General features: G+C 50.0%; 25 protein-coding genes and 5 pseudogenes. 15 read left to right on the top strand and 15 right to left on the bottom strand.

The window, feature by feature from the left end; genetic code table 11:
* Nucleotides 1–97: 97 nt before the first annotated feature.
* Nucleotides 98–814 carry a phosphoethanolamine transferase domain-containing protein gene (locus tag IP582_RS13930; RefSeq protein WP_193793538.1) on the top strand — a complete coding sequence of 239 codons (717 nt, stop codon included), beginning with the start codon at nt 98–100 and terminating at the stop codon, nt 812–814.
* Nucleotides 815–924: 110 nt separating this feature from the next.
* Here the strand turns inward: IP582_RS13930 and codA are convergent, their stop codons facing one another.
* The 5 genes and pseudogenes from codA to IP582_RS13905 form a co-directional block, all read right to left on the bottom strand.
* The gene (codA, locus tag IP582_RS13925; RefSeq protein WP_193793537.1) at nt 925–2,163 is read right to left on the bottom strand and encodes a cytosine deaminase; all 1,239 of its coding nucleotides are present in this window, start codon (nt 2,161–2,163) and stop codon (nt 925–927) included.
* Nucleotides 2,160–3,395, bottom strand: coding sequence for a PucR family transcriptional regulator ligand-binding domain-containing protein (locus IP582_RS13920; RefSeq protein WP_193793536.1), 1,236 nt, complete (start codon nt 3,393–3,395; stop codon nt 2,160–2,162). The genes codA and IP582_RS13920 overlap by 4 nt, the downstream gene beginning before the upstream one ends.
* 2 nt (nt 3,396–3,397) lie before the next feature.
* Entirely contained in the window at nt 3,398–4,660 is a 1,263-nt protein-coding gene (gene codB / locus IP582_RS13915) for a cytosine permease (RefSeq protein ID WP_193793535.1), read from the bottom strand.
* Nucleotides 4,661–5,050: 390 nt separating this feature from the next.
* Nucleotides 5,051–6,232, bottom strand: a pseudogene (locus IP582_RS13910) (MFS transporter).
* A gap of 27 nt (nt 6,233–6,259) precedes the next feature.
* Complete coding sequence (locus IP582_RS13905) at nt 6,260–7,456, bottom strand: MFS transporter (protein ID WP_193793534.1); 1,197 nt, start codon at nt 7,454–7,456, stop codon at nt 6,260–6,262.
* Between the two features lie 134 nt (nt 7,457–7,590).
* On the opposite strand from IP582_RS13905, the gene IP582_RS13900 reads away from it, so the two are divergent.
* On the top strand, nt 7,591–8,178 hold the full coding sequence (locus tag IP582_RS13900) for a TetR/AcrR family transcriptional regulator (protein WP_193793533.1): 588 nt from the start codon (nt 7,591–7,593) through the stop codon (nt 8,176–8,178).
* A 144-nt stretch (nt 8,179–8,322) separates the two neighbouring features.
* Here the strand turns inward: IP582_RS13900 and IP582_RS25380 are convergent.
* Nucleotides 8,323–8,595, bottom strand: a pseudogene (locus IP582_RS25380) (hypothetical protein); the annotation flags it as partial.
* A 4-nt stretch (nt 8,596–8,599) separates the two neighbouring features.
* Nucleotides 8,600–9,373: a helix-turn-helix domain-containing protein gene (locus IP582_RS13895; RefSeq protein WP_193793532.1), complete on the bottom strand. Its 774-nt coding sequence runs from the start codon at nt 9,371–9,373 to the stop codon at nt 8,600–8,602.
* Nucleotides 9,374–9,492: 119 nt separating this feature from the next.
* On the opposite strand from IP582_RS13895, the gene IP582_RS13890 reads away from it, so the two are divergent.
* Entirely contained in the window at nt 9,493–10,212 is a 720-nt protein-coding gene (locus tag IP582_RS13890; protein ID WP_193793531.1) for a type 1 glutamine amidotransferase, read from the top strand.
* Between the two features lie 98 nt (nt 10,213–10,310).
* Here IP582_RS13890 and IP582_RS25480 read toward each other — a convergent pair whose 3' ends face one another.
* Complete coding sequence (locus IP582_RS25480) at nt 10,311–10,439, bottom strand: hypothetical protein (protein ID WP_255520018.1); 129 nt, start codon at nt 10,437–10,439, stop codon at nt 10,311–10,313.
* Between the two features lie 80 nt (nt 10,440–10,519).
* Nucleotides 10,520–11,428, bottom strand: coding sequence for a LysR family transcriptional regulator (locus tag IP582_RS13885; protein ID WP_193793530.1), 909 nt, complete (start codon nt 11,426–11,428; stop codon nt 10,520–10,522).
* A gap of 103 nt (nt 11,429–11,531) precedes the next feature.
* On the opposite strand from IP582_RS13885, the gene IP582_RS13880 reads away from it, so the two are divergent.
* Nucleotides 11,532–12,740 (top strand): MFS transporter, encoded by a 1,209-nt coding sequence (locus tag IP582_RS13880; protein ID WP_193793529.1) that lies wholly within the window; start codon nt 11,532–11,534, stop codon nt 12,738–12,740.
* Between the two features lie 132 nt (nt 12,741–12,872).
* Here IP582_RS13880 and IP582_RS13875 read toward each other — a convergent pair whose 3' ends face one another.
* The 4 genes from IP582_RS13875 to IP582_RS13860 all read right to left on the bottom strand — a co-directional run bounded on the left by IP582_RS13875 (nt 12,873) and on the right by IP582_RS13860 (nt 15,574).
* The gene (locus IP582_RS13875; protein WP_193793528.1) at nt 12,873–13,355 is read right to left on the bottom strand and encodes a glutathione peroxidase; all 483 of its coding nucleotides are present in this window, start codon (nt 13,353–13,355) and stop codon (nt 12,873–12,875) included.
* A 419-nt stretch (nt 13,356–13,774) separates the two neighbouring features.
* Complete coding sequence (locus IP582_RS13870) at nt 13,775–14,218, bottom strand: hypothetical protein (protein WP_193793527.1); 444 nt, start codon at nt 14,216–14,218, stop codon at nt 13,775–13,777.
* 279 nt (nt 14,219–14,497) lie between these two features.
* Nucleotides 14,498–15,082 (bottom strand): hypothetical protein, encoded by a 585-nt coding sequence (locus IP582_RS13865; protein WP_193793526.1) that lies wholly within the window; start codon nt 15,080–15,082, stop codon nt 14,498–14,500.
* 87 nt (nt 15,083–15,169) lie between these two features.
* Entirely contained in the window at nt 15,170–15,574 is a 405-nt protein-coding gene (locus IP582_RS13860; RefSeq protein ID WP_193793525.1) for a hypothetical protein, read from the bottom strand.
* A 975-nt stretch (nt 15,575–16,549) separates the two neighbouring features.
* On the opposite strand from IP582_RS13860, the pseudogene IP582_RS13855 reads away from it, so the two are divergent.
* The 4 genes and pseudogenes from IP582_RS13855 to IP582_RS13840 all read left to right on the top strand — a co-directional run.
* Nucleotides 16,550–16,708 (top strand): annotated as a pseudogene (locus IP582_RS13855) (cytochrome b); the annotation flags it as partial.
* Nucleotides 16,709–16,791: 83 nt separating this feature from the next.
* Nucleotides 16,792–17,337: a tetratricopeptide repeat protein gene (locus IP582_RS13850; RefSeq protein ID WP_193793524.1), complete on the top strand. Its 546-nt coding sequence runs from the start codon at nt 16,792–16,794 to the stop codon at nt 17,335–17,337.
* A 22-nt stretch (nt 17,338–17,359) separates the two neighbouring features.
* Nucleotides 17,360–17,875, top strand: a complete 516-nt coding sequence (locus IP582_RS13845; RefSeq protein ID WP_071195509.1) for a sigma-70 family RNA polymerase sigma factor — start codon at nt 17,360–17,362, stop codon at nt 17,873–17,875.
* Complete coding sequence (locus IP582_RS13840) at nt 17,872–18,669, top strand: anti-sigma factor (RefSeq protein WP_193793523.1); 798 nt, start codon at nt 17,872–17,874, stop codon at nt 18,667–18,669. Before IP582_RS13845 ends, IP582_RS13840 begins: the two co-directional genes overlap by 4 nt.
* Before the next feature lie 45 nt (nt 18,670–18,714).
* On the opposite strand, the gene IP582_RS13835 is transcribed toward IP582_RS13840, so the two are convergent.
* Nucleotides 18,715–19,293 (bottom strand): YceI family protein, encoded by a 579-nt coding sequence (locus tag IP582_RS13835; RefSeq protein WP_193793522.1) that lies wholly within the window; start codon nt 19,291–19,293, stop codon nt 18,715–18,717.
* A 293-nt stretch (nt 19,294–19,586) separates the two neighbouring features.
* Between IP582_RS13835 and IP582_RS13830 the strand changes: the two genes are divergently transcribed.
* The 6 genes and pseudogenes from IP582_RS13830 to wcaA all read left to right on the top strand — a co-directional run bounded on the left by IP582_RS13830 (nt 19,587) and on the right by wcaA (nt 23,209).
* Nucleotides 19,587–20,150: a GNAT family N-acetyltransferase gene (locus IP582_RS13830; RefSeq protein ID WP_228007895.1), complete on the top strand. Its 564-nt coding sequence runs from the start codon at nt 19,587–19,589 to the stop codon at nt 20,148–20,150.
* Between the two features lie 413 nt (nt 20,151–20,563).
* Nucleotides 20,564–21,061, top strand: coding sequence for a DUF1003 domain-containing protein (locus IP582_RS13825; RefSeq protein ID WP_193793521.1), 498 nt, complete (start codon nt 20,564–20,566; stop codon nt 21,059–21,061).
* 70 nt (nt 21,062–21,131) lie between these two features.
* A pseudogene (locus IP582_RS25375) lies at nt 21,132–21,254 on the top strand (hypothetical protein); the annotation flags it as partial.
* A gap of 7 nt (nt 21,255–21,261) precedes the next feature.
* Nucleotides 21,262–21,687 carry a glutaredoxin-dependent arsenate reductase gene (gene arsC, locus IP582_RS13820; protein ID WP_193793520.1) on the top strand — a complete coding sequence of 142 codons (426 nt, stop codon included), beginning with the start codon at nt 21,262–21,264 and terminating at the stop codon, nt 21,685–21,687.
* Nucleotides 21,688–21,961: 274 nt separating this feature from the next.
* Nucleotides 21,962–22,258: pseudogene (locus tag IP582_RS25565) on the top strand (pentapeptide repeat-containing protein); the annotation flags it as partial.
* Nucleotides 22,259–22,384: 126 nt separating this feature from the next.
* On the top strand, nt 22,385–23,209 hold the full coding sequence (wcaA, locus tag IP582_RS13815) for a colanic acid biosynthesis glycosyltransferase WcaA (protein WP_255520052.1): 825 nt from the start codon (nt 22,385–22,387) through the stop codon (nt 23,207–23,209).
* A 128-nt stretch (nt 23,210–23,337) separates the two neighbouring features.
* Here wcaA and IP582_RS25475 read toward each other — a convergent pair whose 3' ends face one another.
* Nucleotides 23,338–23,472, bottom strand: a complete 135-nt coding sequence (locus IP582_RS25475) for a hypothetical protein (protein WP_255520017.1) — start codon at nt 23,470–23,472, stop codon at nt 23,338–23,340.
* 199 nt (nt 23,473–23,671) lie between these two features.
* On the opposite strand from IP582_RS25475, the gene IP582_RS13810 reads away from it, so the two are divergent.
* A complete protein-coding gene (locus IP582_RS13810) occupies nt 23,672–25,741 on the top strand; it encodes a TonB-dependent receptor (RefSeq protein ID WP_193796277.1) in 2,070 nt (689 codons plus the stop codon).
* The last annotated feature ends 3 nt before the right edge of the window (nt 25,742–25,744 follow it).

Raw genomic sequence — 25,744 nt, 5'->3', positions numbered from 1 at the left:
AAAATTGACGTATTCATAAATGGGCCGAATACCTTAACAACTTCCTGACACTGACTTATTGATACTCAGCACATTTCTAACACGCTGAGAACTGAGCATGTTTCTTCGTCTTTCGTCGTTTCGGCTCAACCCGGTACAACTGACCTGGGTCGCAGCCCTGTTTTTTACGACCATGGGTAATATTTCGCTGTGGCAAACATTGTGGTCGCATGTTGAGTTCACCTGTGTTCAGCAGGTGCTGTTCTTTATCAGCCTGCCGGTTTCCCTTTTCTGCTGCATAAACCTTTTCCTGACACCGGTAATGATGTTGCCGTATTTACGTAAGCCCTTGTTAGCCGGGCTAGTGGTTATCAGCGCGGGTTGTACTTACGTCATGCTGCGCTACAACATACTTATCGACTACAGCCGGGTGCAGGATTTTTTTGAAGGCGCGCCGATGGCGGAACTCATCGCATCTTTCTCTCTGCCTCTGGCGATCTGCCTGCTTTTTCTGGGGCTCTTACCTGCGGCGGCGATGATGTTTATACCGACGAAAAAAACAGGGGGGCCCGCAGATACCCTTTTTTGGTGGCTGAGCCATATTTTGCTGAACCTGACGCTTCTTGCGGCAATGCTACTCGCGCTTAACAAGGATTACGCTTCGCTGCTGCGTGATAACAGACATATGAAAGATCAGGTCGTGCCGTTTAACGTTGTCACCAATACCCATCACTACCGGAAACAGAAATCGGGCGTAAAAATTCACCCTTTACGGGCCATGGCGAAAAGGGCTACCCGTATTGTTATGATGTCAGACGCAAAAGCCGATGAGTGACTGTCTGGCAGGCGAGCCGCGAGATCTTTATCTGCGCGATGATGAAAACCAGCGGCTGTGGTGATGGTTATCTGGCCCGACAGATTAAACGGCCGGGCGAGGAGAACGTGTCAGAGCGGGTAGCAAATCTCTTCCGGCCGGCGCTGCATAATGACTTTACCGTGACGAACAGACGTCAGCACTTTGGCCTGACGGCACACTGCATCGTAGTCATTTTTCGCATCCAGGATAAGCAGGTTCGCCGGGCGCCCTTCGGCAATGCCGTAGTTATCACCTAAGCACAGCGCACGGGCACTGTTATCGGTAATCAGATCGAGGCAGCGCTGCAAATCCTCATACCCCAGCATGTGGCAAATATGCAGACCGGCATCGAGAATACGCATGATGTTGCCGTTGCCCACCGGATACCACGGATCCTGAATGGAATCCTGCGCGAAACAGACGTTGATCCCGGCGCGGTCCAGCTCTGCCACCCGTGTTACGCCGCGACGTTTCGGCCAGGTGTCGAAGCGCCCTTGCAGGTGGATGCTTTCGGTCGGGCAGGAGATAAAGTTGATGCCCGACGCTTTAAGCAGGCGGAACAGTTTCGAGCAGTAGGCGTTGTCGTAAGAACCCATGGCGCAGGTATGGCTGGCGGTGACCTGTGTGCCCATCCCACGCACCCGTGCTTCTTCCGCCAGCACTTCCAGGAAGCGTGATTGCGGATCGTCGATTTCATCACAGTGCACATCGACCAGACAGCCATGGCGCTGAGCCAGATCCATCAAAAAGCCCAGCGAGCTGACGCCTTTATCGCGGGTATTTTCGTAGTGCGGAATGCCGCCCACCACGTCGGCGCCCATCTCGATAGCGCGCGTCATCAGCTCCCGGCCTCCGGGGAAGGATTCAATGCCTTCTTGCGGAAAGGCGACGATTTGCAGGTCGATAAGATGGGCCGCCTCCTTTTTCACTGCCAGCATCGCCTCAAGCGCCGTCAGGGAAGGATCGGTCACATCAATATGGGTGCGCACGTGCTGCACGCCGTTATCGCGTAACATACCGATGGTTTTCAGCGCCCGCTGGCGCGTATCTTCAACCGTTACGCTCGCTTTGCGCTGGCTCCAGCGGGCGATACCCTCAAACAGCGTACCGCTCATATTCCATTCCGGCTCACCCGCGGTCAGGGTGGCATCAAGATGGATATGCGGTTCAACGAACGGCGGGATAACCAGCTTTTGTTGCGCGTCGATATCGCTGGCGTCAGCCGTCTGCACGGCGGCCTGCGGGGTGATGCTCTTGATCACGCCGTCATGTAAGCCGAGGGTATAAAGCGATTCTTTGTGGCGCAGGCGTGCGTTGATAATTTTCATGAGTATTCCCGTAAATGGTTTTGTGACATACGCCAGATCGTTAACGCGACCGAGGCGTTGAGGTGGAATTGCGGATGGTTAATCGGATAGCTGGTCAGCTTTTCAATGCGTTGGATGCGTTGATGTAACGTGTTGCGGTGAATGCCAAGCCGCCCGGCGGCTCTGATCACGTTTCCGTTCTCCTGGAGCAGTGTTTCCAGCGTCTCCATTAATAGCCACGGACTTTTGCGATCGCGTTCTATCAGGCAGCCAAGGGTGTCGTGCATAAAATCGCTCAGCAGCGCAGGGTCGCCGATGGCAGAGAGGAGCTTGATAAAGCCCAGTTGTTGATAGTCGGTAATGCGCTGGGCCGGGCGCAGAGTATCGCTAAGATCCAGGGCCTGACGCGCCTGCGACAGCGCGCGCTGATAGTCCTGTAATTGCTGCACCCGTGCGGAGAGACCACACAGTAGCGACAGCCTGTCGTCACCTTCCGCCAGCGCGAGCAGCCACTGTGCTAACCACTTTTTCTGCTGATAAAACTCACCGTCCTCATCCGGCAGCAGGAAGATAAACATATTGCTGCGCTCGACCAGCGGAAAGGGATTGTCCTGCTGATTGAGCTGCTGCTGCAATCGCTGACGGATGGTGCGTCGCGCCTGCTGTAACCAGGCCTCGGCCTGCCCGGGTGGAAACTGGCGAAACAGGTTTTGTATCCCCTCAAGACGCAATGCCACCACCCGCAGGGGGCGGCTAAAATCCAGTTGTTGGTGGATAGCGCGTTGCTGCAGGATGTGCAGATCGGGAAAATCGCCGGTTAACAGTTGCAACAGAATATCGCGCTGCGATTGCAGGGCATTTTCACTGCGCACCAGCGCGGTACCGATGCGTTCGGTGACAATCACCATCTTTAACAGATACGGCTGTTCGATCAGCGGAATGCCCAGCTCGTCGGCCAGTGCGATCAGGCGAGGGGGGATCGCCTGAATATACGCATCGCCGGTGAGGATCACCATCCCGGCTATCCCGCGCTGTTTGCCTTCCATCAGTAAATGGATCAGGTTGTCTTCATCGCGGGGATGGTTGATGCCGGTGATAAAGACCAGCTCCCCGCCCATGATCCATTCGGCGATATTTTCATTTTCCGCCACGTAGTACCAGCGCACCGCCAGTTGCAGTCCCTGTTTACCGGCACGCAGGCGCATCGGGGAGAGTTCCTCCAGGGCGAGGATTTCGCTGACTGTCAGGCTCATAACTACTGCTCTGCGACCGAATCAGCGGCGGGCTGACGTTTGCTCAGACGCGTCAGGGCGATGTAGAGCAGCGCGGAGACGGTAATGCCGACCAGCGGGGCGATCCACGGCGACAGATACGCCACCACTGCGCCCACGGCATAGGCGCCCAGTCCCAACCAGTTGAAGCGCGGCAAACGGGCCGTTTGCAGCAGAGGATAACGACCGCCGCGATAAAACCAGTAGTCGGCGAGGATCACGCCGCCGATGGGGGGAATGATGCTGCCCAGCAGCACCAGGAAAGGAATCAGCATTTCATACATGCCGCCAATCGCCAGCACAATGCCGACGCCAGCGGCGACCACGGTCAGGGTACGGCGGCGCTCGCTACGCAGCAGATGGCAGGCGGCGGCCGAGACGTTATAAATCGTCGGCCCCTGAATAGTCAGCAGGTTGAGGCATAGCATCACCACCGCGGCGACCGATAGCCCCTGCAAAATCAGCACTTCCACAATATCGGCCTGCTGATAGACGATAGCGCACCACGCTCCGGCAACAATCATCAGCCCGTTACCGATGAGAAAGCTGCTCATACTGGCAACGATAGCGGTGCGGCTGGAATTGGCCAACCGGGTCCAGTTTGTTGCCTGGGTCGCGCCGCTGGCAAAGGTGCCAAAGACCATGGTGATAGCCGCAGACCAGGTCATGGTTTCGCCCGGTTCAATTTTTGTCATCGCCTGCCAGCCACCGGCGTGATGGGCGGCCAGGTACATTGACACCACCAGCAGAATAAACATCAGCGGCACCGATACGCGCGACAGCGCATCCAGCCCCTTGTAGCCCACCAGCGCGGTGACGCAGAACAGGATGCCGAACAGGATCATCAGCGGGATGGTCATGGCGGCGGGCAGGGCGAGGATTTTGACCAGTGAGATGGCGACCGTTGCGGTCCCCCAGGCGTACCAGCCCAGTTCGGCAAAGCCGAGAATACAATCGGCGAGCTTGCTGCCGATCTCCCCGAAGCAAAAGCGGCCCATCAGTACGGTATTCAGCCCGCTACGGGCGGCAATCCAGCCGAGCGAAGCGGCGTAGAGGGCCAGCAAAAAGTTACCGATAACTGCAATCCATAAAAGATTGACGATAGAAAAGGAGACGCCAAGTTTGCCGCCTGCGAACATCGTGCCGGTAAAAAAAGTAAAGCTGAATAAAACCATGGAGATCGAAAATACGCCTTTACGTCCGGAGGCGGGCGCTTCGACGAGCGGAAAATCATTGCTGTTTGACATTGTGAAACCTCTGTGTGGCTATCTGAATGGCTATGCAACAAATAGCAAGAGGTATGCCAAAAATGGCCGGGCAGAGGTAACACAATGAAGTGTGCACATTGCACATAAACCTTGAGTATTCGGCAGGGAATTGTCAGGAGAGTGTGCATGGTGCCATTTTTCGCACCATAACAGAGCAGCGCCGCAGACACCTGTTTCGCTGTATATCCACCTGGTAGAGAGATATGAGGTGTGCCCGGAAACGGGGACATTTGCATCTCCGGGCTGTGATTCAGGCTGTGGTGAGTATGAAGTTCACGGTTTGAAGCTGTTCATACTAATGATCAACGCAATACCTAAATTGAGGTGTCTTAATCAACGGGACAGAACGATTAAAAGGCGGCGCCGCCATCATCCTGTTCGGGTCGAACTAAAGCCCGCCATTACGGTCAACAGCAGCGCGGCAATCGCTAAGCCGCTGGCCAGCCAGAGCGGGGCAGTCAGTGTTAACGTGTCGACGAGCTTTCCTCCGGCCCAGGCGCCTGTGGCAATTCCTGTGTTAAAAATCCCGACATAAAGCGCTGCGGCGATTTCCACGGCCCGAGGCGCCGCTTTCATCATCCAGGTCATCAGCCCCACTGACAGCCCACCGTATGCCAGCCCCCAGAAAATCAAAATAGCGCCGCCACCCATAACGGTTTGCCCTTTGCTCAGAAACAGCACCGGTGTCACTACCAGACCGGTAGCGACGACCATTAGGGTGAGCCGCGTATGATGGGCAGCGTAGATGCCCACAAGAAAGTTACCCATAATGCCCGCGATACCGTAAGCGAAGAGGATCGCCCCAATCCATTGGGCATTGAATCCTGACACGGAAATCAACAGCGGGCGTACGAAGGTAAAGGCCGCAAAGTGGCTGGTGACAAGCAACAGCGTCAGGAGCAATCCTGCCAGTAATTTGCGGTTAGCCAGTTGTGCAAAGAACTGGCCGATATTGGCACAGACAGCCACAGGCAGTGTCGGGATAACGACAAGATGGATCACCAGTATGAGTGCGCTGAAAAGCGCCATGCAGCCAAATGCCCAGCGCCATCCAATCGCATCACCAATAAACGCCCCCAGCGGCACACCCAGTACCGATGCGGCCGCAACGCCGCCGAATATAATGGATGTCGCCAGACCCACCGCGCTTTCCGGTACCAGACGCGCCGCCAGACCGCCCGCAATCGCCCATATTCCGCCCATACAGAAACCAACAAGTGCCCGCGCTATCAGCATAATGATCAGGTTGGGCGCCAGCGCCGAGGTTAGATTGGCCATCACTCAGAGCACCAGAAGGCCACACAGTATCACGCGGCGATCTATACCCCCCGATGCGATAACCACAAACGGCGCGAATAACGCAGCAAGGAGTGCTGGTAAAGAAATCATCAGCCCCGCGTTTCCTGTCGTGACAGAGAGCGTCCCGGCGATGGCTGTCAGCAAGCCCACTGGCAGCATTTCCGTCGTCACCACAGAAAATGTCGCCAGACCGACGGCAAGGACCGGTGTCCATAAACCACGAGCCGTTGTTGTGCCAGATAATATATTCATTAATCAGTTCCTTATGTGAACACCGTATCAGGCACAATTATCCTGACGACGAAGCGTAAAATGGCTCAGAAATGCGATGAGCAGCACAGTGACGCCAGCGCAGAGCGCAACGGCGAAACCGAACCGCGCGCCGCTGTTATCAACGACCTGACCGGCTATCGCCGCGCCCAGCGCAACCCCCACATTCAGCCCGGCCAGTAGCCAGGTCATGCCCTCTGTTAACTGATGTTCATCCACCTGGCGTTCAACGAGCGACATGGCGACGATCATCGTTGGGGCAAAAAAAAAGCCTGCCACCAGCACGGCGAGGGTCAATGTGGCGAGGTGGGTGACAAGGATCAGAGGAACCGTGGTGGCTGCGGTTGCCAGCCCCCCCAGCCACAACAGTCGACTGAGTGGGGTTTTTAACCTGAATGAACCAAACAGCAGCCCAGCCAGGCACGAACCGATGGCGTAGGCGGCTAAAATCAGGCTGGCCGCCGCCGGATATCCCCACTCTCTGGCATAAGCGACGCTCACGATATCCACCGTGCCGACAATCATGCCCATCCCGACCATAAGCAGTGTCAGAAGCCGTACACTTTTCATCCCAATCACTGCTCCCCGGTTCGCCGTGGCGTGCGTGGTTGTCACCGTTGGCGGTTCCGTACCCCGTTGTATCACCAGGGCAAAAACCCCCGAGATAAGCAAAAGGAGAGCCAGCAGCAGGCCCGCTTGCGGAAAAAGCGTAATGGAGAGGCCAATAGAGAGCGGTGCCCCCATGATAAACGTCAGTTCATCAAGTACCGTTTCGAGCGAATAGGCGGTTTGCAGACGGGGCTCTCCTCGATAGAGCGCCGTCCAGCGCGCTCGTACCATGGCTGACATGCTGGGCACAAACCCGGCCAGGAAGGCTCCCGCAAACAGGATCCAACAGGCGACATCCCAGTGAGACCCGGCTATCAGGATGAGGAAACCGAAGATACTGACCGCGGTCGCCGCAGGCAAAACGCGGGACTGTCCATAGCGATCCACACAGCGAGAGATCTGCGGCGACAGCAGGGCGCAGGCCAGCACAAAGGTGGCTGAAATCGCCCCCGCCAGGCCATAGGCTCCCTGTTTTTGCGAAAACAGCGTGATCATGCCGATTCCGGCCATGGGCAATGGGAGTCGTGCCAGCAGGCCGGCAGCGGTAAACCGGACAGTACCGGGTGCAGAAAAAAGGTCTCGATAGAGCGTTGCCATCTCATTCTCCATTCGCATTTGCTTGCCACAGCGCGGTGGCGCAGCGACAATTCATACAGGGCGTATGAATGCAATCCTATATTCATACGTCACGCATGTAAATAATCATTCACTGCGTATGTAAAGGAAAAATCATGGTTCGCCGTACCCGTGCTGAGATGGAAGAGACAAGAGCGACATTGCTGGCGACTGGCCGTCAATTTTTTAAAGAATATGGTTACGCTGAAACCTCAATGGATGATCTGACGTTGCAGGCAGGGCTGACGCGTGGTGCGCTCTATTATCACTTCGGCGATAAAAAAGGCTTGCTGGCCGCGGTGGTGGAGCAGATCGATAACGAGATGGATCAACGCCTGCAGGCGATTTCCAGTACTGCAACAGATCCGTGGGAAGGTTTTTGCAACCGTTGCAGGGCTTGCCTTGAGATGGCGCTGGAGCCTGAATATCAACGCATTATGTTGCGCGATGCAAAAGCGGTACTGGGCGGTTTCTCACCGGAATCACAGCGTCATTGCGTGCAATCAATGCAGTCCCTGATTCGCGATCTGATCGAGCAGGGCATTATTGAAGAGGCCGACCCGCAGGGGCTGGCATCATTGATTTACGGGAGCCTGGCAGAAGCCGCGTTCTGGATTGCCGACGGTGATGAGAGCGATAAGCGCCTTGCACAGGGCATTGCCGCGCTGAATCTGCTTCTTCGCGGATTACGACCTGCTGAATAAAGCGCCTGGCGTGAGGCGTTGTTAATCCTTGTCTGCGTCGTGTTGATGCAAAGGCAGGGCTGGTATGTACCTGTCAGAACTACAGCGCAGCTCTGTCGTGTTAATGCTGGACATCGTTATGTCGATTCCAGCCTGTTGGCCCCATTAATGATGTCTGGCCCCTTGCCTGAAAGCATGTTTTTTAGCGAAACAGGCGCAGAGAAACGCAACAGCCATAAACGCCAGGAGCGCCCATGGAAATGATGCTGCACCGACATTATCAAGGCGCAGGATAGGGCCGATTGGCGAGGTCTGGCCCGATAGTGCCAGAAAGGGGCCGATAAACGTATAAAGAATGTTGTGTGCTGTCATCCAGAGAAAAATGACTGCCAGAACCGGGCGAACGCCGGGCATCAGGAAGACGTTCCACACCGATAATGGATTAAGGTAAAAAATCGCGTGGCGTTGAATGCAGGATGGCGCGAAAAGCGGCTGTAAATGCAGCCGGGCATGAGAAGCCAAGCTGATAAGCGACCTGTTTAATTGAGACGCCATTGGCGAGAAGATCTAACGAAGCACAAATCCTGGCTCTCTGCTTCCATGTTCTAAAACTAAATCCCGTATCTTTAATAAATAATCGCGAGAATGTTCGTTCGGACATGGTGGCGATAAAAGACAGATCGCTAAGTGATGCTTCCCAACGGTGGTTAACCAATAATTCTCTGGCCGCACAGGCTAATCGCTCATCATGCGGCATTGGAAGCTCTGCAGCTAAGGGGGGCGCCTCGCTGAGAATCTCCAGAAGTAACAGAGCCATTTTCCGTTGGCTCGGTTTGTTGTAGTCATCACTAAAGAGCCCGGCTATCAGCTCTTTCACCAGTGCTGTAGCCGTAATCACATGCACCTGGTTACTCTTGGTAAAATTCGCGCATTCTGCGATAAGGCTGCGGCTGAAATAGATGGCCCGCAGGTCAGTATGTGAAAGCAGGTTGTAACTATGGATCTGCAGAGGCGGTAGCCATAATGCACGCTGAGGCGGTATTACCCACCGGTCATTCTCTGTTTCAACCAGCATAACTCCCCTGGTGGCAAACAGCAGTTGCCCCTCAATATGGTGATGGGGAGGGTCAGTCTCTCCACGCTGATAACTTATCGCGGTGCTTGACCACCCTGTGGCTTCATCATGTCTTGGCGCTTTATCTATACTACCTGGCATTTCAGATTTAGCTCCTGCACTTATGATAGCGACTCTGGAACCATCCGAAGTAAAGCCTTACTGGATGGAGGCGTCATTTAATTTGCAGAATATCATAGGTATTACAGGAGCCTATCCTAATGCGAGTACACTTTATCGTTCATGAAAGTTTTGAAGCACCAGGCGTATATGAAACATGGGCCAGAAGCCACGGTCATGATGTGACTTTTTCACGCGTATACGCAGGCGATGGGTTGCCATCTGATGCTGAAGGCATCGATTTCCTCATCGTTATGGGCGGCCCGCAAGATCCAGCCACAACAGTGGAAGAATGTCCGCACTTCGATTCTAAAGCCGAGCAGGCGCTCATTTATTCTGCTGTTAATACCGGTAAGGTGGTTATGGGCATCTGCCTTGGTTCACAGCTGATCGGTGAAGCCCTGGGCGCGCCGTTCGCACACAGCCCTGAAAAAGAGATAGGTAAATTCCCGATCATGCTGACAGAAGACGGCGGCAACGATGAGATGTTCTCTCACTTTGCGAAGACGCTCGAAGTTGGCCACTGGCATAACGATATGCCGGGTCTGACGCCGGATGCGAAAATCATCGCTTACAGTGAGGGATGCCCACGTCAGATCGTTTCATACACAGATCGTGTCATTGGTTTCCAGTGCCACATGGAACTGACGCCGGATATTGTGGAGCAGCTCATCGAACATTCTGCGCAAGATCTGGACCGCGCCGCAGAATATCGCTTCGTTAATACACCAGAAGAACTGCGTGCGCATGATTACAGCGAAATGAACCAGGTACTGGTTGATTTTCTGGACAAGCTGGAAGCGCGTTACAAATCTGCTTAACCACAGAATAAAGCCTGGCGATGCTTTTCTCCGGGCTTATGTTAAGTTTTGCTATGCGTAAGACACAGTGTTCTTACCGATATGCCCGGTAATCAACATCAACTTTGCGCCGTCGGAATCGCCGCCTGGAATGCGAAAACTCTGCAAGATAATTCCACTTCCACTTCCACTTCCACTTCCACTTCCACTTCCACTTCCACTTCCACTTCCACTTCCGCCTCTGGCACTAAGCAAATATTTTGTGTTACGAAGCTATTTATTGTGCCGACGGGACGCTCAGCGGCGATTCAATATCGCCTTATATTGCTCAGGATATCTTGCTTAATTTCTGGTGCATGAAATCAATCAGCGCTCTTGTTTTTGCAGGCAAAAAACGCCGATCTGAATAAAGCGCGAATAATTGCAATGGCGCTGCCGATTGCTCAAACTCAACCTCGATTAACCGGCCATCGTTAATGTAGGGTTGGCAGGCTTGTTTCGCCAGAATTGCAAAACCGACGCCTGCTATAGCGGCTCGTCCTGCCATCTCTCCGCTGTTTACCCGATAATGCCCGTTAACCTTAATTGTCTCGAATCCCCCCTTTTTATCGACAAACTGCCAGGGCGCGCCTTTTAGTGCACTGACCGTTGTAATACAGGGTAACTCTTCAAATTGCTGTATATGCGAAGGGGTGCCATAACGCTGAATGACGGCGGGGGCGGCAACAACGGTACAAGGGATGGTCATCAGATGACGGGCTATGTAGTCACTGTCATCCATCTGACCACGGGTAACAATGACAGCTAAATCCAGATCATCGCGAAGGGATTCTAAACCTGACAAATTTGTGACACAGCTGATCTCCAGTTCCGGGTACTGACAGGCGAAATCAGCAATAACAGAACCCAGCAATGCAGGACCTATTTCATTGGGAATACAGATGCGTAATGGGCCTTTGAGTTGCATCTGCCGCAACGTTAATTCTGTCTCAGTTTGCTCAAGCGCCTCCAGCAATGGCTTCGCCCGAATGTAGAGCAGATGCCCCGCCTGGGTGAGTTTCATATGGCGGGTGCTGCGCTCAATGAGCTGAAGATTCAGTTTTTCTTCTAACTGAGAAATACAACGACTCACGTTGGATGTCGGCATTTCAAGGGCTTTCGCTGCCCCCACAAAACTCTCTCTTTCAACCACAGCAATGAACACTTTAAGGCTGGTAAAATCCAGGGCCGCACGCATCAATTATCCCATTATTGATAACAATAAGTGCCATTTTTACCACCTAATGCGCAGCATTGATAGCAGTTACACTCGGATATCTTTCATCCACAGGTTGCTTGCTATGTCACAGGCCATACAGACGTTTAATCATAAAGCCCTCATGCGTATTGCCATTGTAATGGCTTTTATCCAGTTCACGAATGCGCTGGAATATATGATGTTCAATCCTATTTTTGCCTTTATGGCGGCAGATTTTGCAGTTCCCGCATCCTTCTCAGGCTATGTGTCCGGTATGTATACATTGGGGGCAGTCATTTCGGGCGTTATCGCTTTTTACTGGATTGGTCGTTTCAATAAGAAACGTTTTTTAATCGCCAATATGGCACTATTAGGCCTGCTGACACTTTTGACGACATTTACCTCCAGTTTTAGTCTTCTGCTTATATTACGATTCTGCGCAGGGTTGGTCGGCGGTACGACAATGGGTGTGGGTACAAGTCTGTTAATAAATAATGCACCGGCGCATTTGCGCGGAAAAATGTTGGCGACGGTAATTGCGTCATTTTCGATGGTAAGCATTGTAGGAATGCCCACTATATTATTTTTGTGCTCACACTATGCCTGGCATACTGCGCTGTGGTTAATCAGTTGTTTTTGCCTGGTCTCTTTACCCTTGATAGGCTTTATCATCCCCAGGGATACGGTCCCATCAGGCGTGAAGACCAGATTGCCTATTGATACGCAAACCTTATTTTTTGCCTCTTGTACGGCACTGGCACAATTTAGTCCAATGCTGATTATTCCCATTTTAACGCCATTAATGACGCAGTATATGGGGGCACAACAAAACCTGTTGCCCGTATTGTTCTTAAGTGGCGGGATTGCAGGTTATCTGTCTACAAAAATAACAGGTGTTCTAACAGCGCGTTTATCCACGCTAATGCTGGCAACACTATCAACGCTGTTCTTTGTGGCAAGTTTGCTGATTCCTGCAGTGGGTTATCATAATGCAGGTCTCTTTATGACCTTATTTCTTGGCGCCTCATATAGCCGACTTGTTTGCGCTTCGGTGGTGGCTGTCCAGTATCCCGAGGATGAACAACGAGCCGGTTTTTCTTCATTACAGACAGCCATTATGTTCCTGATAACCACTCTTGCATTCTTTCTGTCTTCTTTATTATTACCTGACCAGGGATTAACCATGCAAAATCTAAACAGACTGTTGGTTGTCAGTGCATTAGCGGCATCTGGATTTCCTGTAATGGTCATACTGTTTCAAAAGAAACTGGCTAAGCGGACTATCCAGCCTGAGCCCTCTATCATTGATTAGCACAACGTTCGTTGCCGGCACTAATCCGCCACTAAAAGAATCATCAGAACGCTTCTTGCTGTTTAAGCAAAAGTTTGACGGTATGTTGATCCTCTTTTTGCATGTAGCGTTAAAAATGAATGTGCGAAAAATTCAGTTTTTAAGTGCCGCAAGGATTGCGGTTTCCATTTTCTGTGGGGTGATGAAGGGCGCAAAACGTTTGAGCGGTTTACCGTCGCGTCCGATCAGGAACTTCGTGAAGTTCCACTTGATTCGCCCACCCAGCACGCCGGGTAATTCCTGTTTCAAATAACGAAACACCGGGTGCGCTGCGCTTCCGTTGACTTCTATTTTCTCGAACATCGGGAAGCTCACACCGTAGTTAATCTGACAGGTCTGTGCGATTTCCGCGGCGCCACCGGGTTCCTGTTTACCGAACTGGTTGCAGGGGAAACCCAATACCACCAAACCCCGGGCAGCGTATTTTTTGTAGAGCGCTTCAAGGCCGCCGTATTGTGGCGTGAAGCCGCAATGGCTGGCGGTATTCACGACCAGGACCACCTTACCCGCGTAGTCGTCCATAGGGATAAGCTGGCCGCCCAGGCTGGTGGCTGACAGTTGGTAAAAGGTAGTCATAGCGAAATCCTCAAAGCAGAACCAGTTCGATGTCGACATTGCCACGTAGCGCGTATTGCCGGGGCAGGGCGTGAAGGGGAGATCTTGCTCCTGTGAGTGTGGCAGGTGCGGGATCATGTGTGATACATCTTTGCAAAGTTGAACAAAAAGAACAACAAACAGGCGACTTTTGTGCTTTGTGAGAGTTTACACTCGTATAGAATAGGGCTCTTCATTAGTTTGAATCGCCACGGCTTAGGTAGCCATGTTATCGGTGGGCATATAACCTCCGATTTCCGCCCCTGGCATGAGGCGGACTAGCAAACAGAGCTGAAAGTCCGCTATGAGCGAGAAGCGGAAGTTGGCACTTTTGTTCCCACAAGAGTGGCTACTGAAACAGTCGCAATTCACTTTGCTGACTTTGGTTTGTGACAAAGGAGTCAGTGGATACTGAAATGAACGAGGTATCTGCCATATTGTGCTTCAATGACAAACTCTTCGTGCAGGGAGCCATACCACACTGGTGGGCTGGTGATAAGAGTAAAGAACTCTGCATTACCGGTCATTTCATTGAGAGCATCGGTAAAATTGGCGAGGAGGTTCTGCTTGAGTGAGGAAGGCAGAAGTTGCATGTCCTCATGCTCAAAGAACCATAAAGCTACTGTCTCCATAAATATTTTTTGAGAGCATGCTTTAAGTTGTGGGTGCCAGTATGCGGACGGAAACTTATCTGTGATGGATGAGTGATACATCGCCAAAGACGTCAGTATACTGTCACTTTCCTCCAGTTTAATCACAAAATAGTCTGATACACGGTTTGCCGCATCATTCATACAGCCTACAGCCCGCATAAATCCTGTAAGTCGTTCCGCATATTTATCCATTTTTCCTCTCTAAGCACGTTGCCCTATCTGAATCCGTGAATAAAACTACATATGAAGAGTAATGTTTCAGGACATTACAACATGTCTGTGAGTGTCCATGTTAAACAGCGTGAGGAGATATGAAAACCTTGAACGCTCCAAGTGACTAAGACAGACTGCTGTAACAACTTCCGCTCCTGGTACGGAGCGGACAGAAATTAAGGTCACAAGGTTCGCTGCGAGCGAGAAGCGGAAGTTAGTTTGATATGCCCTCTAACCCCATATAGGCTTTGTTTTGTCTCAAACCTCGTTCCCGTGACGATCCCTTCCGATTAACAGTATTGATTCTATATCATTGTTTTTATAATGAGAGAAATTCGTAGAGAAAAAAGTAACTTGAATAGCCTTAACCTTTATACTAATGTTTCTTCCACGCCACTTTATTTCGCTGTCACAAAAATCAACCATTTGAGGGATAACATATGAAAGAGAATTTATTTTTTCATGTTCTTTGGATATAGCCCCTTGAATTTCAGCTTCTACAATAGAAAAAAAGTCATTGGATGTATATTTATCTTCATAGTAGCTATTCCAGATAAGGAAAAACCACCCTTCAACTGGGTGTTCAGAATGATTACACTTTACAATCTTATCAATTAGGTTATTAATAGATGCTTTTCTTTTTGATGCATGCAATGGATATATCAGCTTAAGTTCGGCATGGCCTTTAATATCTGGCGTATCATGTTCATCGCAAACATAAAAAGTTATATCTCTCTTTGCGTCTTCATTATAACAAAAAAACCTGCCAGTCGACTTTTCATGGTATTTGTCATTTATCAATCCGCACAATTCTGCTGACAACCATTGTTCACAAGAAGACAAAATAAACCTGCTAGCATATTCATGCTGCTTGCATGAAAAAAGATGATACATCACATCAAAAATGTAACCAGGAGAAAAAAAGCCAAATCATCCTTCATGTGAAATAATCTCCATAAATGAATCAAAAAATAGCGAGCTCAAATCTTCACTGAAACCAGGAGCCTTTAGCTCCTGGTTTTCTTGGCTATGGTTTAACTTTTTGTTTGTGAGTTTAATCACTGAAACAATACTTTTCATTGCGTTTTTTGCCTCATAAAAACCCACTCCATTTAGTGATAATTTTAAAGTAAAGAAACTCTCCCCGCGAGCAATTTCAACCTCACCAGAATATCTCATTTTAAGTTGTTCGCAAAAAACGGAAAGCCAAATTTCAGATGGACACAGTTTTGGTTTTAACCTTACGGCAATACAATAAAAAAGACCATTATGAAAGCTGGTGTTACTATAATCTAAATCACAAACCTCAATTTTATTTGTAACCTGAAAGCTCATGACATCACCGTATTATATATGTTGGTATTTTTCATACGGAGTATTCATATTAGTGCATGACACCTCCGTGTTATTATAATGCGACATCCTTTAGCTCCTCTTGATTTTAGAATTGGCTAAATGTCATTCATTGAACATGAAATTGTAGCCTGATGATTCCTATCACCTTCAAGGAAAAATGAAGTATAGGATGTAATCATTTCTTCAAGTACCTCAAGAGGGATCATCATTGCTAGAATGTTCAATTATCTTCAATATACTACGTGTAATGTCATATTGAAACAAAGTCGGTTTGTTTGCTCTAAAGTTTGTACCCGGATATCCAAATGAAGGGGCTCTTATGACATTGACCAGCTCCCTGTTAATCAGCATAAACTGATGTCAGAAACGTCTGCTCCTGGCACAAAGCGGCCCTCCGATCTCCGTTTTGCACGTTAGTACGAACCGATATACGCTGCGCGATAAGATTCGCTTCTGCCCATTGCTCAGTCGTAGGAACCCTTATCGCGTCTGTTAAGGTTTGAAGAAATCCGTTTCTTGCAACCTTTATCAGTCCCGTGATGCAGGATAATTATGGCTAATATGCCTTGAATTCATAAGGTTGAAATTGATCCTCACGCGATGGGCAAGTCGCCCAACATGACAACACTGTGGCTTTCCTGGAACATGCTTATGATTTCGCTTCGCGGCCCCTCGCGCCAACGGGAATCCGCATAAAATTGCGCAAGAACGGCCTCCATTTTTGCTAAATTTTGAAACTCGCGGACGAGATAATAGTTATCGTTGTCATGGAGTGAGTTACCAAATCTCAGGACGTTGATGCCGCAAGATGTATGGAGGGGGACGCTCTGGCACTTCTATTTTCCGGCCCTGGACTGCGCGTCGGGATAAAAACGAAAAAAACGCTTTTTTTATCGAATAGATTCAGAGGGTGTGGCGTTTATCCATCATCAACACACTGATGGAATCATGTTTATGACTGCAACAACGCCGCCGCCACTAAGACAGCGCTACGATAGCTTTACCCTGGCACTGCACTGGGTCACTGCAGCCAGTGTCATTTTCCTGTTTGCAAGCGCACATATCTGGGAGCAACTGGAGCGGGGAACGCCACTGAGAAAAGGCTTGCAGGCCGCGCTTTTTCATCACTACCTGTTACGGGACAGCCTACTGCGTCGTATGCTGCCTGGCCGCTTTTCGTTAATCCGGAGCTCACTATGAACCTGTCTTCGTTATTACATTCCGCATTTATTCAACGTCTGGTGCCTGCGGTGTTTGTTCTGCTAAGTACGCCGGTTTTTGCCGCAGGTGACGATAATACCAACAGCAAAACGCCCGATTGCCCCACAGGGCAGGTCTATGACAGCGCAAGAAAACAATGCGTACCCGAGAAAACAAGCCAGATTAGCGATGAAGATAAAACGCGTTATGCGTACCATCTGGCAAAAAAAGGGGAGTATCAGGCGGCCCTGGATCTGCTCAACACGCTGAAAAACGGCGATACTGCAGAGGCCTGGAATTACCGGGGGTATGCCACGCGTAAGCTGGGGCGTACTGATGAAGGTATCGGCTATTATCAGCGCTCCATCGCCCTTGACCCGACCTATGCCAAAGTACGTGAATACCTGGGTGAAGCATGGTTGGTGAAAGGGCGTCCTGATCTGGCAAAAGCGCAATTGAAAACCATTGCCACACTTTGCGGCCAGCGTTGCGAGGAGTACAGGGATCTCCAGGCCGCTATCGACGGTCATCCTGAATCCTGAGTAATGGTACGAGGATAAAAAAATCACTACCAGTGACGTCCGTCAGCATCTTGCTGAACATCTGACACGCCTGTGGCGTTATGGGCTGGTTCTGTCGCGTAACCGCGAGGTTGCCGAAGAACTGGTTCAGTCTACCTGTGTCCGCGCGCTTGAAAAAAGCGCGCAGTTTACCCCCGGCACACGCATCGACAGTTGGTTATTCACTATCCTGCATTCCATCTGGATTTCAGAGGTGCGCGCCCGCCGGGTGCGCCTGGGGCAGGGGTTTGTCGAAAGCGATGAATTACTGGCACCGGAGACGAATGAACAGGATGAGGCTCGCCTGCACTATGGGAAAATTATGCAGTACGTGAGCGCCTTGCCGGAAGCACAACGCAATGCGGTATTTCTGGTGTATGTCGAAGGTTTTACCTATCAGGAAGCGGCGGATACCTTGTCTGTCCCGATTGGCACTATCATGAGCCGGCTGGCTACGGCAAGGGCGAAAATCGCCCAGCTTATTCACACGCCGCACCCTGTACAGGAGAAGCGATATTGAAATCAATGAGATTTACAGCACCGTACAGCGATGAGGCGATAGTGGCCTGGCTGGATGGCGAAATGCATGCAACCGATGCAGAGCGCTTTGAAGCTGCGCTTGGTCAGGATGAGCAACTGGCTGCACGAACTGAAATGTTAAGGCTTAACCAGACAGACATTGCCAGTGCCTTCGCGCCACTTCTGAATGAGGCTCCGCACTCTCGCCTGGAGGCGCAATTAGCCAACGTACTCGCCCAACCATCGGCTACCGCAGCCAGGGCCACGGGTGTCAGCCGACGTGCATTGATCGCAGCCTCGCTCAGTTTTCTGGTAATTGGCTCAGGGCTGGGCTATCTGGCACGTCCGGCAACGCGGGCTCAGGGGGAGAGCGAAAAAATTCGTGACCTTGAAGCACAGTATATGTCTTTGTACAGTGCGGAAACGTTGCTGGATGCGGACAGTTCCCCATCAGCCTTGCAGCGTGGATTAACACGTACTGCGCAAGACATAGGTTTGCAGGCGAATGAGCAGCAACTTGTATTGAGCGGGGCAGAGCTGAAAATGGTACGAATGCTACGCTATGACAGTACCTCGATTGCACAAATCGCCTGGATGCATGCCGATTACGGCCCGATGGCGCTGTGTATTTCACCGGATGGCAAGCCCGCCAGCCCTGAATTGAATCACGAGCAGCGCCATAAGATGAATCTCGTCTGGTGGCACTCCGGAAGATACCAGTTTGTGTTGATTGGCCGTAACCCTGCATCCCAATTGAAGCAAAACGCACTGACGTTGCAGGCTGCAATTTCATAGCAAAAGAGAGACGCCGGCATGCCAGTAAAGGGCTGCCGGCTATGCTTATACCGCCTGATGTGGGCGAGCCTGAATCTCAATATTGATTGTCACGCTGTCATCTACCAGCGTGGCGAAACTGTCCATATTGAATGCTGAGCGGGAAATCGTCGTTGAGGCGTGCAGGAAAAGGTTATCCGCCTCGGTGAGTCCGTTGTTCTTGCCTGGCATTGAGGCATCCAGAATGACCGGGCGCGAGACGTTCTTCACCGCCAGTGTGCCAAAAATTCGAAAATGGCCCTGTCCCAGAGCCACCACGCGGCTGCTGATGAACGTGATGTTCGGATAGCGTCCGGCGTCAAAAAAAAGGCTGCTTTTCATCTGCCAGGTTAACAGCCTGTTAGACGCCTTTAGCGTCGCCACGGGAATGGAAACATTGATATTGTCACCTTCTTCGTTTCCGCCATTGAGTGCAATACTCCCGGTCACATCTCCGAGGCTGGCCTCAGAAGTATCTCCAAAGGCATGCCAGGAGAGAGTGATCGTCGTTTTCTGCGTGTTGATACTGTAGTTAGCCGGGCTGGCACAAACTGAAAAGGAATTGATGAATAATACGAGGGCGAAATAAGGCACGATACGCGTCATGTTGATGATCCTTGATGTGTTTAGCGAGTAAACGCGCCAGCCGTGTTTTTTATTCGATTCCTGCTTCACATTGAGTGTGAAACAGCGTTATCGCGATCGGTTATTTCCTTGATTAACCCTGGCTGAGGTATGCGTTTTTCCTCAAAGGCAGCCTGTCTGTTGATGAGAACCCGGCGGTTTTTGTTTCAATAAAATGATGGGCAGGTATGTTAACCTTCACTGGTAGATAAAGGTGGTGGTGTTATCAAACCTCTACTCTCATTCTTGATGTCAGGTCCTATGGAGTTTGCGCCATGAGTTCGAAAGTAATTGAGCCTCTGATGTCAGATTTATATTTCTTGGAACCTTTGGATAAGTCCCATGCACATAAAATGTATGCAGGCTTATGTATTATTGATGATTATAAGTATATACCGTCCAACCCACCTGCAAGTGTAGATGAGTTGACAGCACGTTATGAGAGAATATCGCAGTGTTACTCCCCGGATAAAAGTGAAATATGGCTAAATTGGGTCATTATACATCGTAAGTCTGGTGCGTATCTGGGGTATGTCCAGTCAACCATTATGGTTGATAAAGGGTGGGCATATATTGCTTATCATGTGTTTGGGCGCTATCAAAAAAAAGGAGTCGCAAAACAATGTGTACGGATGTTGATAGATTTTCTCTTTAATAACTACAATTTATCTCATGTTGATGCCCTGATTGACTCTCGTAATCTGGCCTCAATTGGTTTAGTAGAGTCTTTGAAGCTTAAAAAAATTAATGAGTTAAAAGATGCGGATTTTTTCAAAGGATCTACAAGCACAGAATTTCATTACAGGATTTTTGCTGATGAATGGACTATGGAGGTGTGAGTTTAGTTTATAAGCATCATTAATTGGAGTATGAAAGATAATCTATGGCAAAGAGGTATGGGATGTTCAACAACTTATTATTTGTTGAAATTCATAACCATACAGATAATGAAATATTGCTATTCGCTATGCCATTTTCCTCTTTCACGTGGTTTCATATAAAACCCGACTCATGAGTCGCCTGGGATTGAAGCCATGCGCAAAACCAGAACCTACGCCAACATAAGAAAAACATCAGACGCGATGACCTGAAAGGGATAATGTGGACGGCGTTAATGGCCAGGTATGCTTTATGAAGTCGCTTTAGCTAACGTATAACATATCTGGCGTATATTTTCGTATGCCAGGGCATCAGAGCCCACGGCAAACATTTTCGGCGATCCTGGCAACATCTCCCACAGGAAGTTTTTGATATGCATACAGATAAAAAATTTCGGTTATATCGTCCCCTTAAGGGTATTACACATACGTTTGGCGACGAGTGGTTTGCATTGAGAGCAGAGGCCTTCGCACGTTTTTTCGGCACGCCGACATTTCTGATTGGGCAGACATTCGCTGTGATCGTGTGGATTGTTCTGAACGTGGCAGGCGTTGTGAAGTTTGATCCTTATCCCTTTATTTTACTTAACCTGGCGTTCAGTATTCAGGCTGCTTATGCCGCTCCGCTGATCCTGCTGGCACAAACCCGTCAGGCGGAGCGTGATCAGGCGCATGCGCTGGCAGATGCCCAACACCGCGAAGATCTGGACGAGGCAATGACGAAGCGCCAGATACTTGCCGAGGAACAGTCGGCGCAACTGCTGGAATTGCTCAAACAAAATACCCAGTTGACCGAGTTGACCCGGGAAATGGCCGAGCGTATCGAAGCACTCGCCTTGCAGCTTGCACAGCATGAGCTTCATAAACCGTAGGCGTGAGTAGCCCCGGATGGAGGCGCAGGTGCCTTATCCGGGCAACGCCCCTGCATAGCGTGAGCTTAATTCGCAGAAGACTATGATCACCACCTGGGGATATTATTTCCGCACCAGAAGCATCATGACTCTGCCTGTGCTGTTTGTAACGCTGGCAGCGCTGGCGCTACGTTTATCTTTCACTTTGCAATGAGACTGATATGAGCAATATCACCATTTATCACAATCCGGCCTGTGGCACGTCGCGCAACACGCTGGAGATGATCCGCAATAGCGGTACTGAACCGACCGTTATCCATTATCTTGAGACGCCACCGTCACGCGATGAACTTGTCAAACTCATAGCGGATATGGGGATCAGGGTACGGGAACTGCTGCGTAAAAATGTTGAGCCGTATGAAGAACTGGGGCTTGCGGAAGATAAATTTACTGACGAGCAGATAATCGACTTTATGTTGCAGCATCCGATCCTGATTAATCGTCCCATTGTGGTGACACCGTTGGGGACGAAACTGTGCCGTCCTTCAGAAGTGGTGCTGGATATTCTCCCTGATGCGCAGAAAGGGGCGTTTGCTAAAGAAGATGGCGAGAAGGTCATTGATGGGGCAGGTAAGCGCCTGAAATAAATCTCAAAGGGGGCAGAGGTCCCCTTATGATGACTTATCCATTCCTTGCTGCCGCTCTTTCCGGTACGGCTCATCGCGTCAGTGTACTGGCACTATTACCGCGCAAACTGTTTCTGGCATATTAATATTCTGCAATGAAATTACATTGTATTAAGCTGGTTTAATTTATTGATAAAAAACAATAAAATTAATATCCATGCTATGTGTTAATAAGGAAATTCTTAAAAGGAATTATAAATTGTAAAATTTATACATTGCTTAAAAAGGGCTTGATATGCTGTTGCTCTCTGGGAGAGAACAAGACAGGAAAAAAATCATGCTTTTAAATGAAAAAGCTGCCCCTTATGAAAAAGAATATAGGGTTAAGCGGCATGGCAATAAGAGCATTAAAAATATATTTCTTAAAAGTGACCGCCGTTTTAAGAGTTATATGGGCCTGAATTTTAGAAACGCTGATTTTGCTGGTGAAGATCTGTCATTTAGTGATCTGAGAAATGCCGATTTTTCATATGCATGTTTACGCGGGGCAAATCTTAGCTATTGCTCTTTGAAAGGGGCAATCTTTGATTATGCCAATTGTTATGGTGTGAACTTTACGGAAAGCGATCCTGAAAATGCGAGTTTTTACAAAACGGTTTCCGAGTCAGACGCGTTATCTGATTCCGTAGTAAAACCCAATCTGCTGGTTTCCATCTATATGCCCACGTGGAACAGAGAGGAATTAGCAAAGCGCGCTGTTGAATCGATCCTGAAACAGGAATACGAGAACTGGGAGTTGATCATTGTTGATGATTTCTCTCCCAATTACCTTAACCTTCAAGGGTTTATTGAAGGTCTGGCGGACCCTCGTATAAAATATATCAGAAATGATTTTAACTCCGGCGCTTGTGCTGTGAGAAATCAGGCGATTAAGCTTGCGAATGGTTATTTTATCACTGGCATTGACGATGATGATGAGTGGTTGCCAAACCGTCTCACATCCTTTCTCAAAGAACAACACAAACTGAATCAGCATGCATTTTTATATGCCGATGATTATATTTGTGATGCGTCAGGTTATCTCTCGCTGGAGAGTTTAAGGCTTTATCCAAAACCAGATTATAACCAGCAATTATTTAACAAAAAGAATATTGTCGGAAATCAGGTTTTCACCTTAACATCGCGTTTGCAAACTGTCCTTTTTGATACGCAGCTTGCCGCAGCGCAGGATTATGATGCGTTTTACCGACTGGCAGAGCAATATGGCGGACCGTTTAAACTGAACCTTGCCACGCAAATTCTTTATGTAAACCACGGTGAAGTAAGAATAACCGCTTCCAGGAAGAAATTTTCGGGTTATTTCTCTTTTTATAAAAAACATAGCGATAAGTTTGACAAGACAAGCAAGAAGTACCAACTTTTCACACTTTACTATATTCGCAAAAAACCGATGTCTTTTCGGGTTTTTAGAAGCTTACTGTGCTTACGCAACGTTAAGCGTTACATGATGCTGCAAACTGTGTTTAAGGATAAGAAATTCTAAAACGTTACGGGCAACCCGTTGCGTATGGTCAGTCAGCATCTTCAACTCAAGCTTATTGGGGCTTAACAACCACGATCACCGCTTTCTGGATGAGCGCCTCAGCAGGGACGCTATTCTCAATATCTCATTCACGCCGGATGTCGCGACCCGCTATTGCGGGTCGCGCTATTGTCCGCCAGCGTCACCGGATCCTCCACCTGTAAAAACACCTTTTTAGCGCAGCGCTGGTAATGCAGCGGTGTTAACCGCCAGTGAGGCGTCATATGCGCCCGCATAATGCGTTTACTGTGCATTGCGCAAAAATTCGCATCTCTGCTTTACATTTCATTCATGATATTGATAATCATTATCAAAATATTTCTTATTGTTGTTATTTGTTTATTTTACGGAATGATCCCCAAAAAAGATGGGGAATAATGATTGAGGGTTGTTTGCATGCGATTTTCCCCTTTATACGGCGCGATGGCTTTGGTCTTTACGTCGCCGCTTTATGCGCAGGATGCGACAAGTAGTGATGATGAATTGATTGTTAGCGCGACACGTACGGAGGGGTCACGTAATGATTCCCCCCAGGTCATTAAGGTGATAAGCGAAAAAGAAATTGCCCAGCAACGGCAAATCACCTCGGACACCTCACAGATCCTCAGCAATTTACTGCCGTCATTTTCGCCTCCACGACAGAAAATGTCCGGCAGTGGAGAGACGCTTCGCGGACGTATGCCGCTGGTGATGATTGACGGTATTCCACAGTCAAACCCGCTGCGCCCGACCGGGCGTGAAATGCACACCATTGACTCATCGATGATTGAGCGCATTGAGGTGATCAAAGGGGCGAACGCCAGCAACGGCGTCGGCGCCACGGGCGGTGTGATAAATATCATCACGAAACGCGCGCAGCCGGGCACCGTAAACCAACATTTCAGCGTGGAAACCATCACCCCGACGGCGGAATTTGACCGTGATACCCAGGCATATAAAACCAACTACAGCATCAATGGCAGCGAAGAGTATATCGACTACCTTTTCTCGCTGAGCTATGAAGATCAGGGTCTGTTTAAGGATGCGAAGAATCACGCCATTGGTGTTGATAATACGCAGGGTGACCTGATGGATTCCCGCGCATGGGACATGCTGGCCAAAGTGGGATACTGGCTGGATAACGATCAGCGCATACAGTTGAGCCTCAACCGTTACCGTCTGAAAAACAAAGATAACTACGTCAGTGTGAGGGGCGACCGCGACGCTGGCGTGCTCACCACCTCGGTGAAGGGCAACCCGGAAGGCAGCGCCCCCCACAACGATGTCTGGACCGTGGGCACAACCTACGATAACCATAACCTTGCGGGCATGAAGCTGACGGCGCTCGCTTACTATCAGCGCTATGAAGCGTTGTTTGGCGCAACCAACTCCTCCTCTTTCCAGGATCCTGCCATTGCGCCCATTGGCACCCTCTACGATCAGAGCCGGGCCTATACCGAAAAGTATGGCAGTAAAATTGCGCTGACCAGGGACGATATCTGGGATGATCGCATCAAAGCGACACTGGGTTTCGATACCCTGTTTGATAACTCGAAACAGGATTTGTGGTCTACCGGGCGCACCTATGTGCCGGAAATTAATTACACCGACCTGTCTCCTTTCCTGCAAATGGAGTTTTCGCCTGTCGAATCGGTGAAGTTAAGCGGCGGTGTGCGTTATGAGTACGCGCGTCTGAACATCGACAGCTATCAGACGGTGTGGGCGAATGACCGTGTGAAAGTGGAGGGCGGAACACCGTCCTTCGACAAGACGCTCTATAACGCGGGTGTGGTGTGGACCCCCATTGAGCCGCTCAGCCTGTTTGCCAGCTACAGTGAAGGCTTTACCGTGCCGGATGTCGGGCGCGTACTGCGCGGCATCGATACGCCGGGGGTAAAACTCAATGACTACAGCGGCCTGCAGCCCATCGTCACGAAAAACAGTGAGGTCGGGTTCCGGGTGCAGCAAGCCCCGTTTGACCTCGAAGCCAGTTATTACAAATCCACCTCGAAACTGGGGAGTCGCGTGGAACTGGTCAATGATGCGTTTGTTGCCCGTCGCGAAAAAACAGAAATTGATGGCGTCGAAATTAGCGCGGGCTACAGCCCTAATGCGGACCACAAGCTGACGTTAGCCTGGTCGCACATGCGCGGTCGTTATGACAGCGATGACAACGGCAGCCTGGATGCGAAACTTGATGGCCTGAATATCTCCCCGGATCGTATCATCGCCAGTTGGTCGGCCAACTGGAATGCCGAACTGAGCACGTTCCTGCAGGCTAACTGGGCGTTAAGTAAAGCGTTCGACGACGCGGAGAAAGACTTTTCGGGCTATGCGCTGGTGGATGCTGCCGTGGGTTACAAACTGCCTTACGGTAAGCTGAATCTCGGTATCTCTAACCTGCTGAATAAGCAGTACGTCACCTACTATTCCCAGAGCGCGTCCGTCGATCCGGACCGCTATTTCGCCGGACGCGGGCGCACAGCCACGCTCGGCTACAGTATTGATTTTTGACTC

The sequence above is a fragment of the Citrobacter sp. BDA59-3 genome (assembly GCF_015167655.1).
GTDB lineage: Bacteria > Pseudomonadota > Gammaproteobacteria > Enterobacterales > Enterobacteriaceae > Phytobacter > Phytobacter diazotrophicus.
The sequence above is the reverse complement of the archived record's forward strand: the minus strand, read 5'-3'. Positions and strand labels throughout refer to the sequence as shown.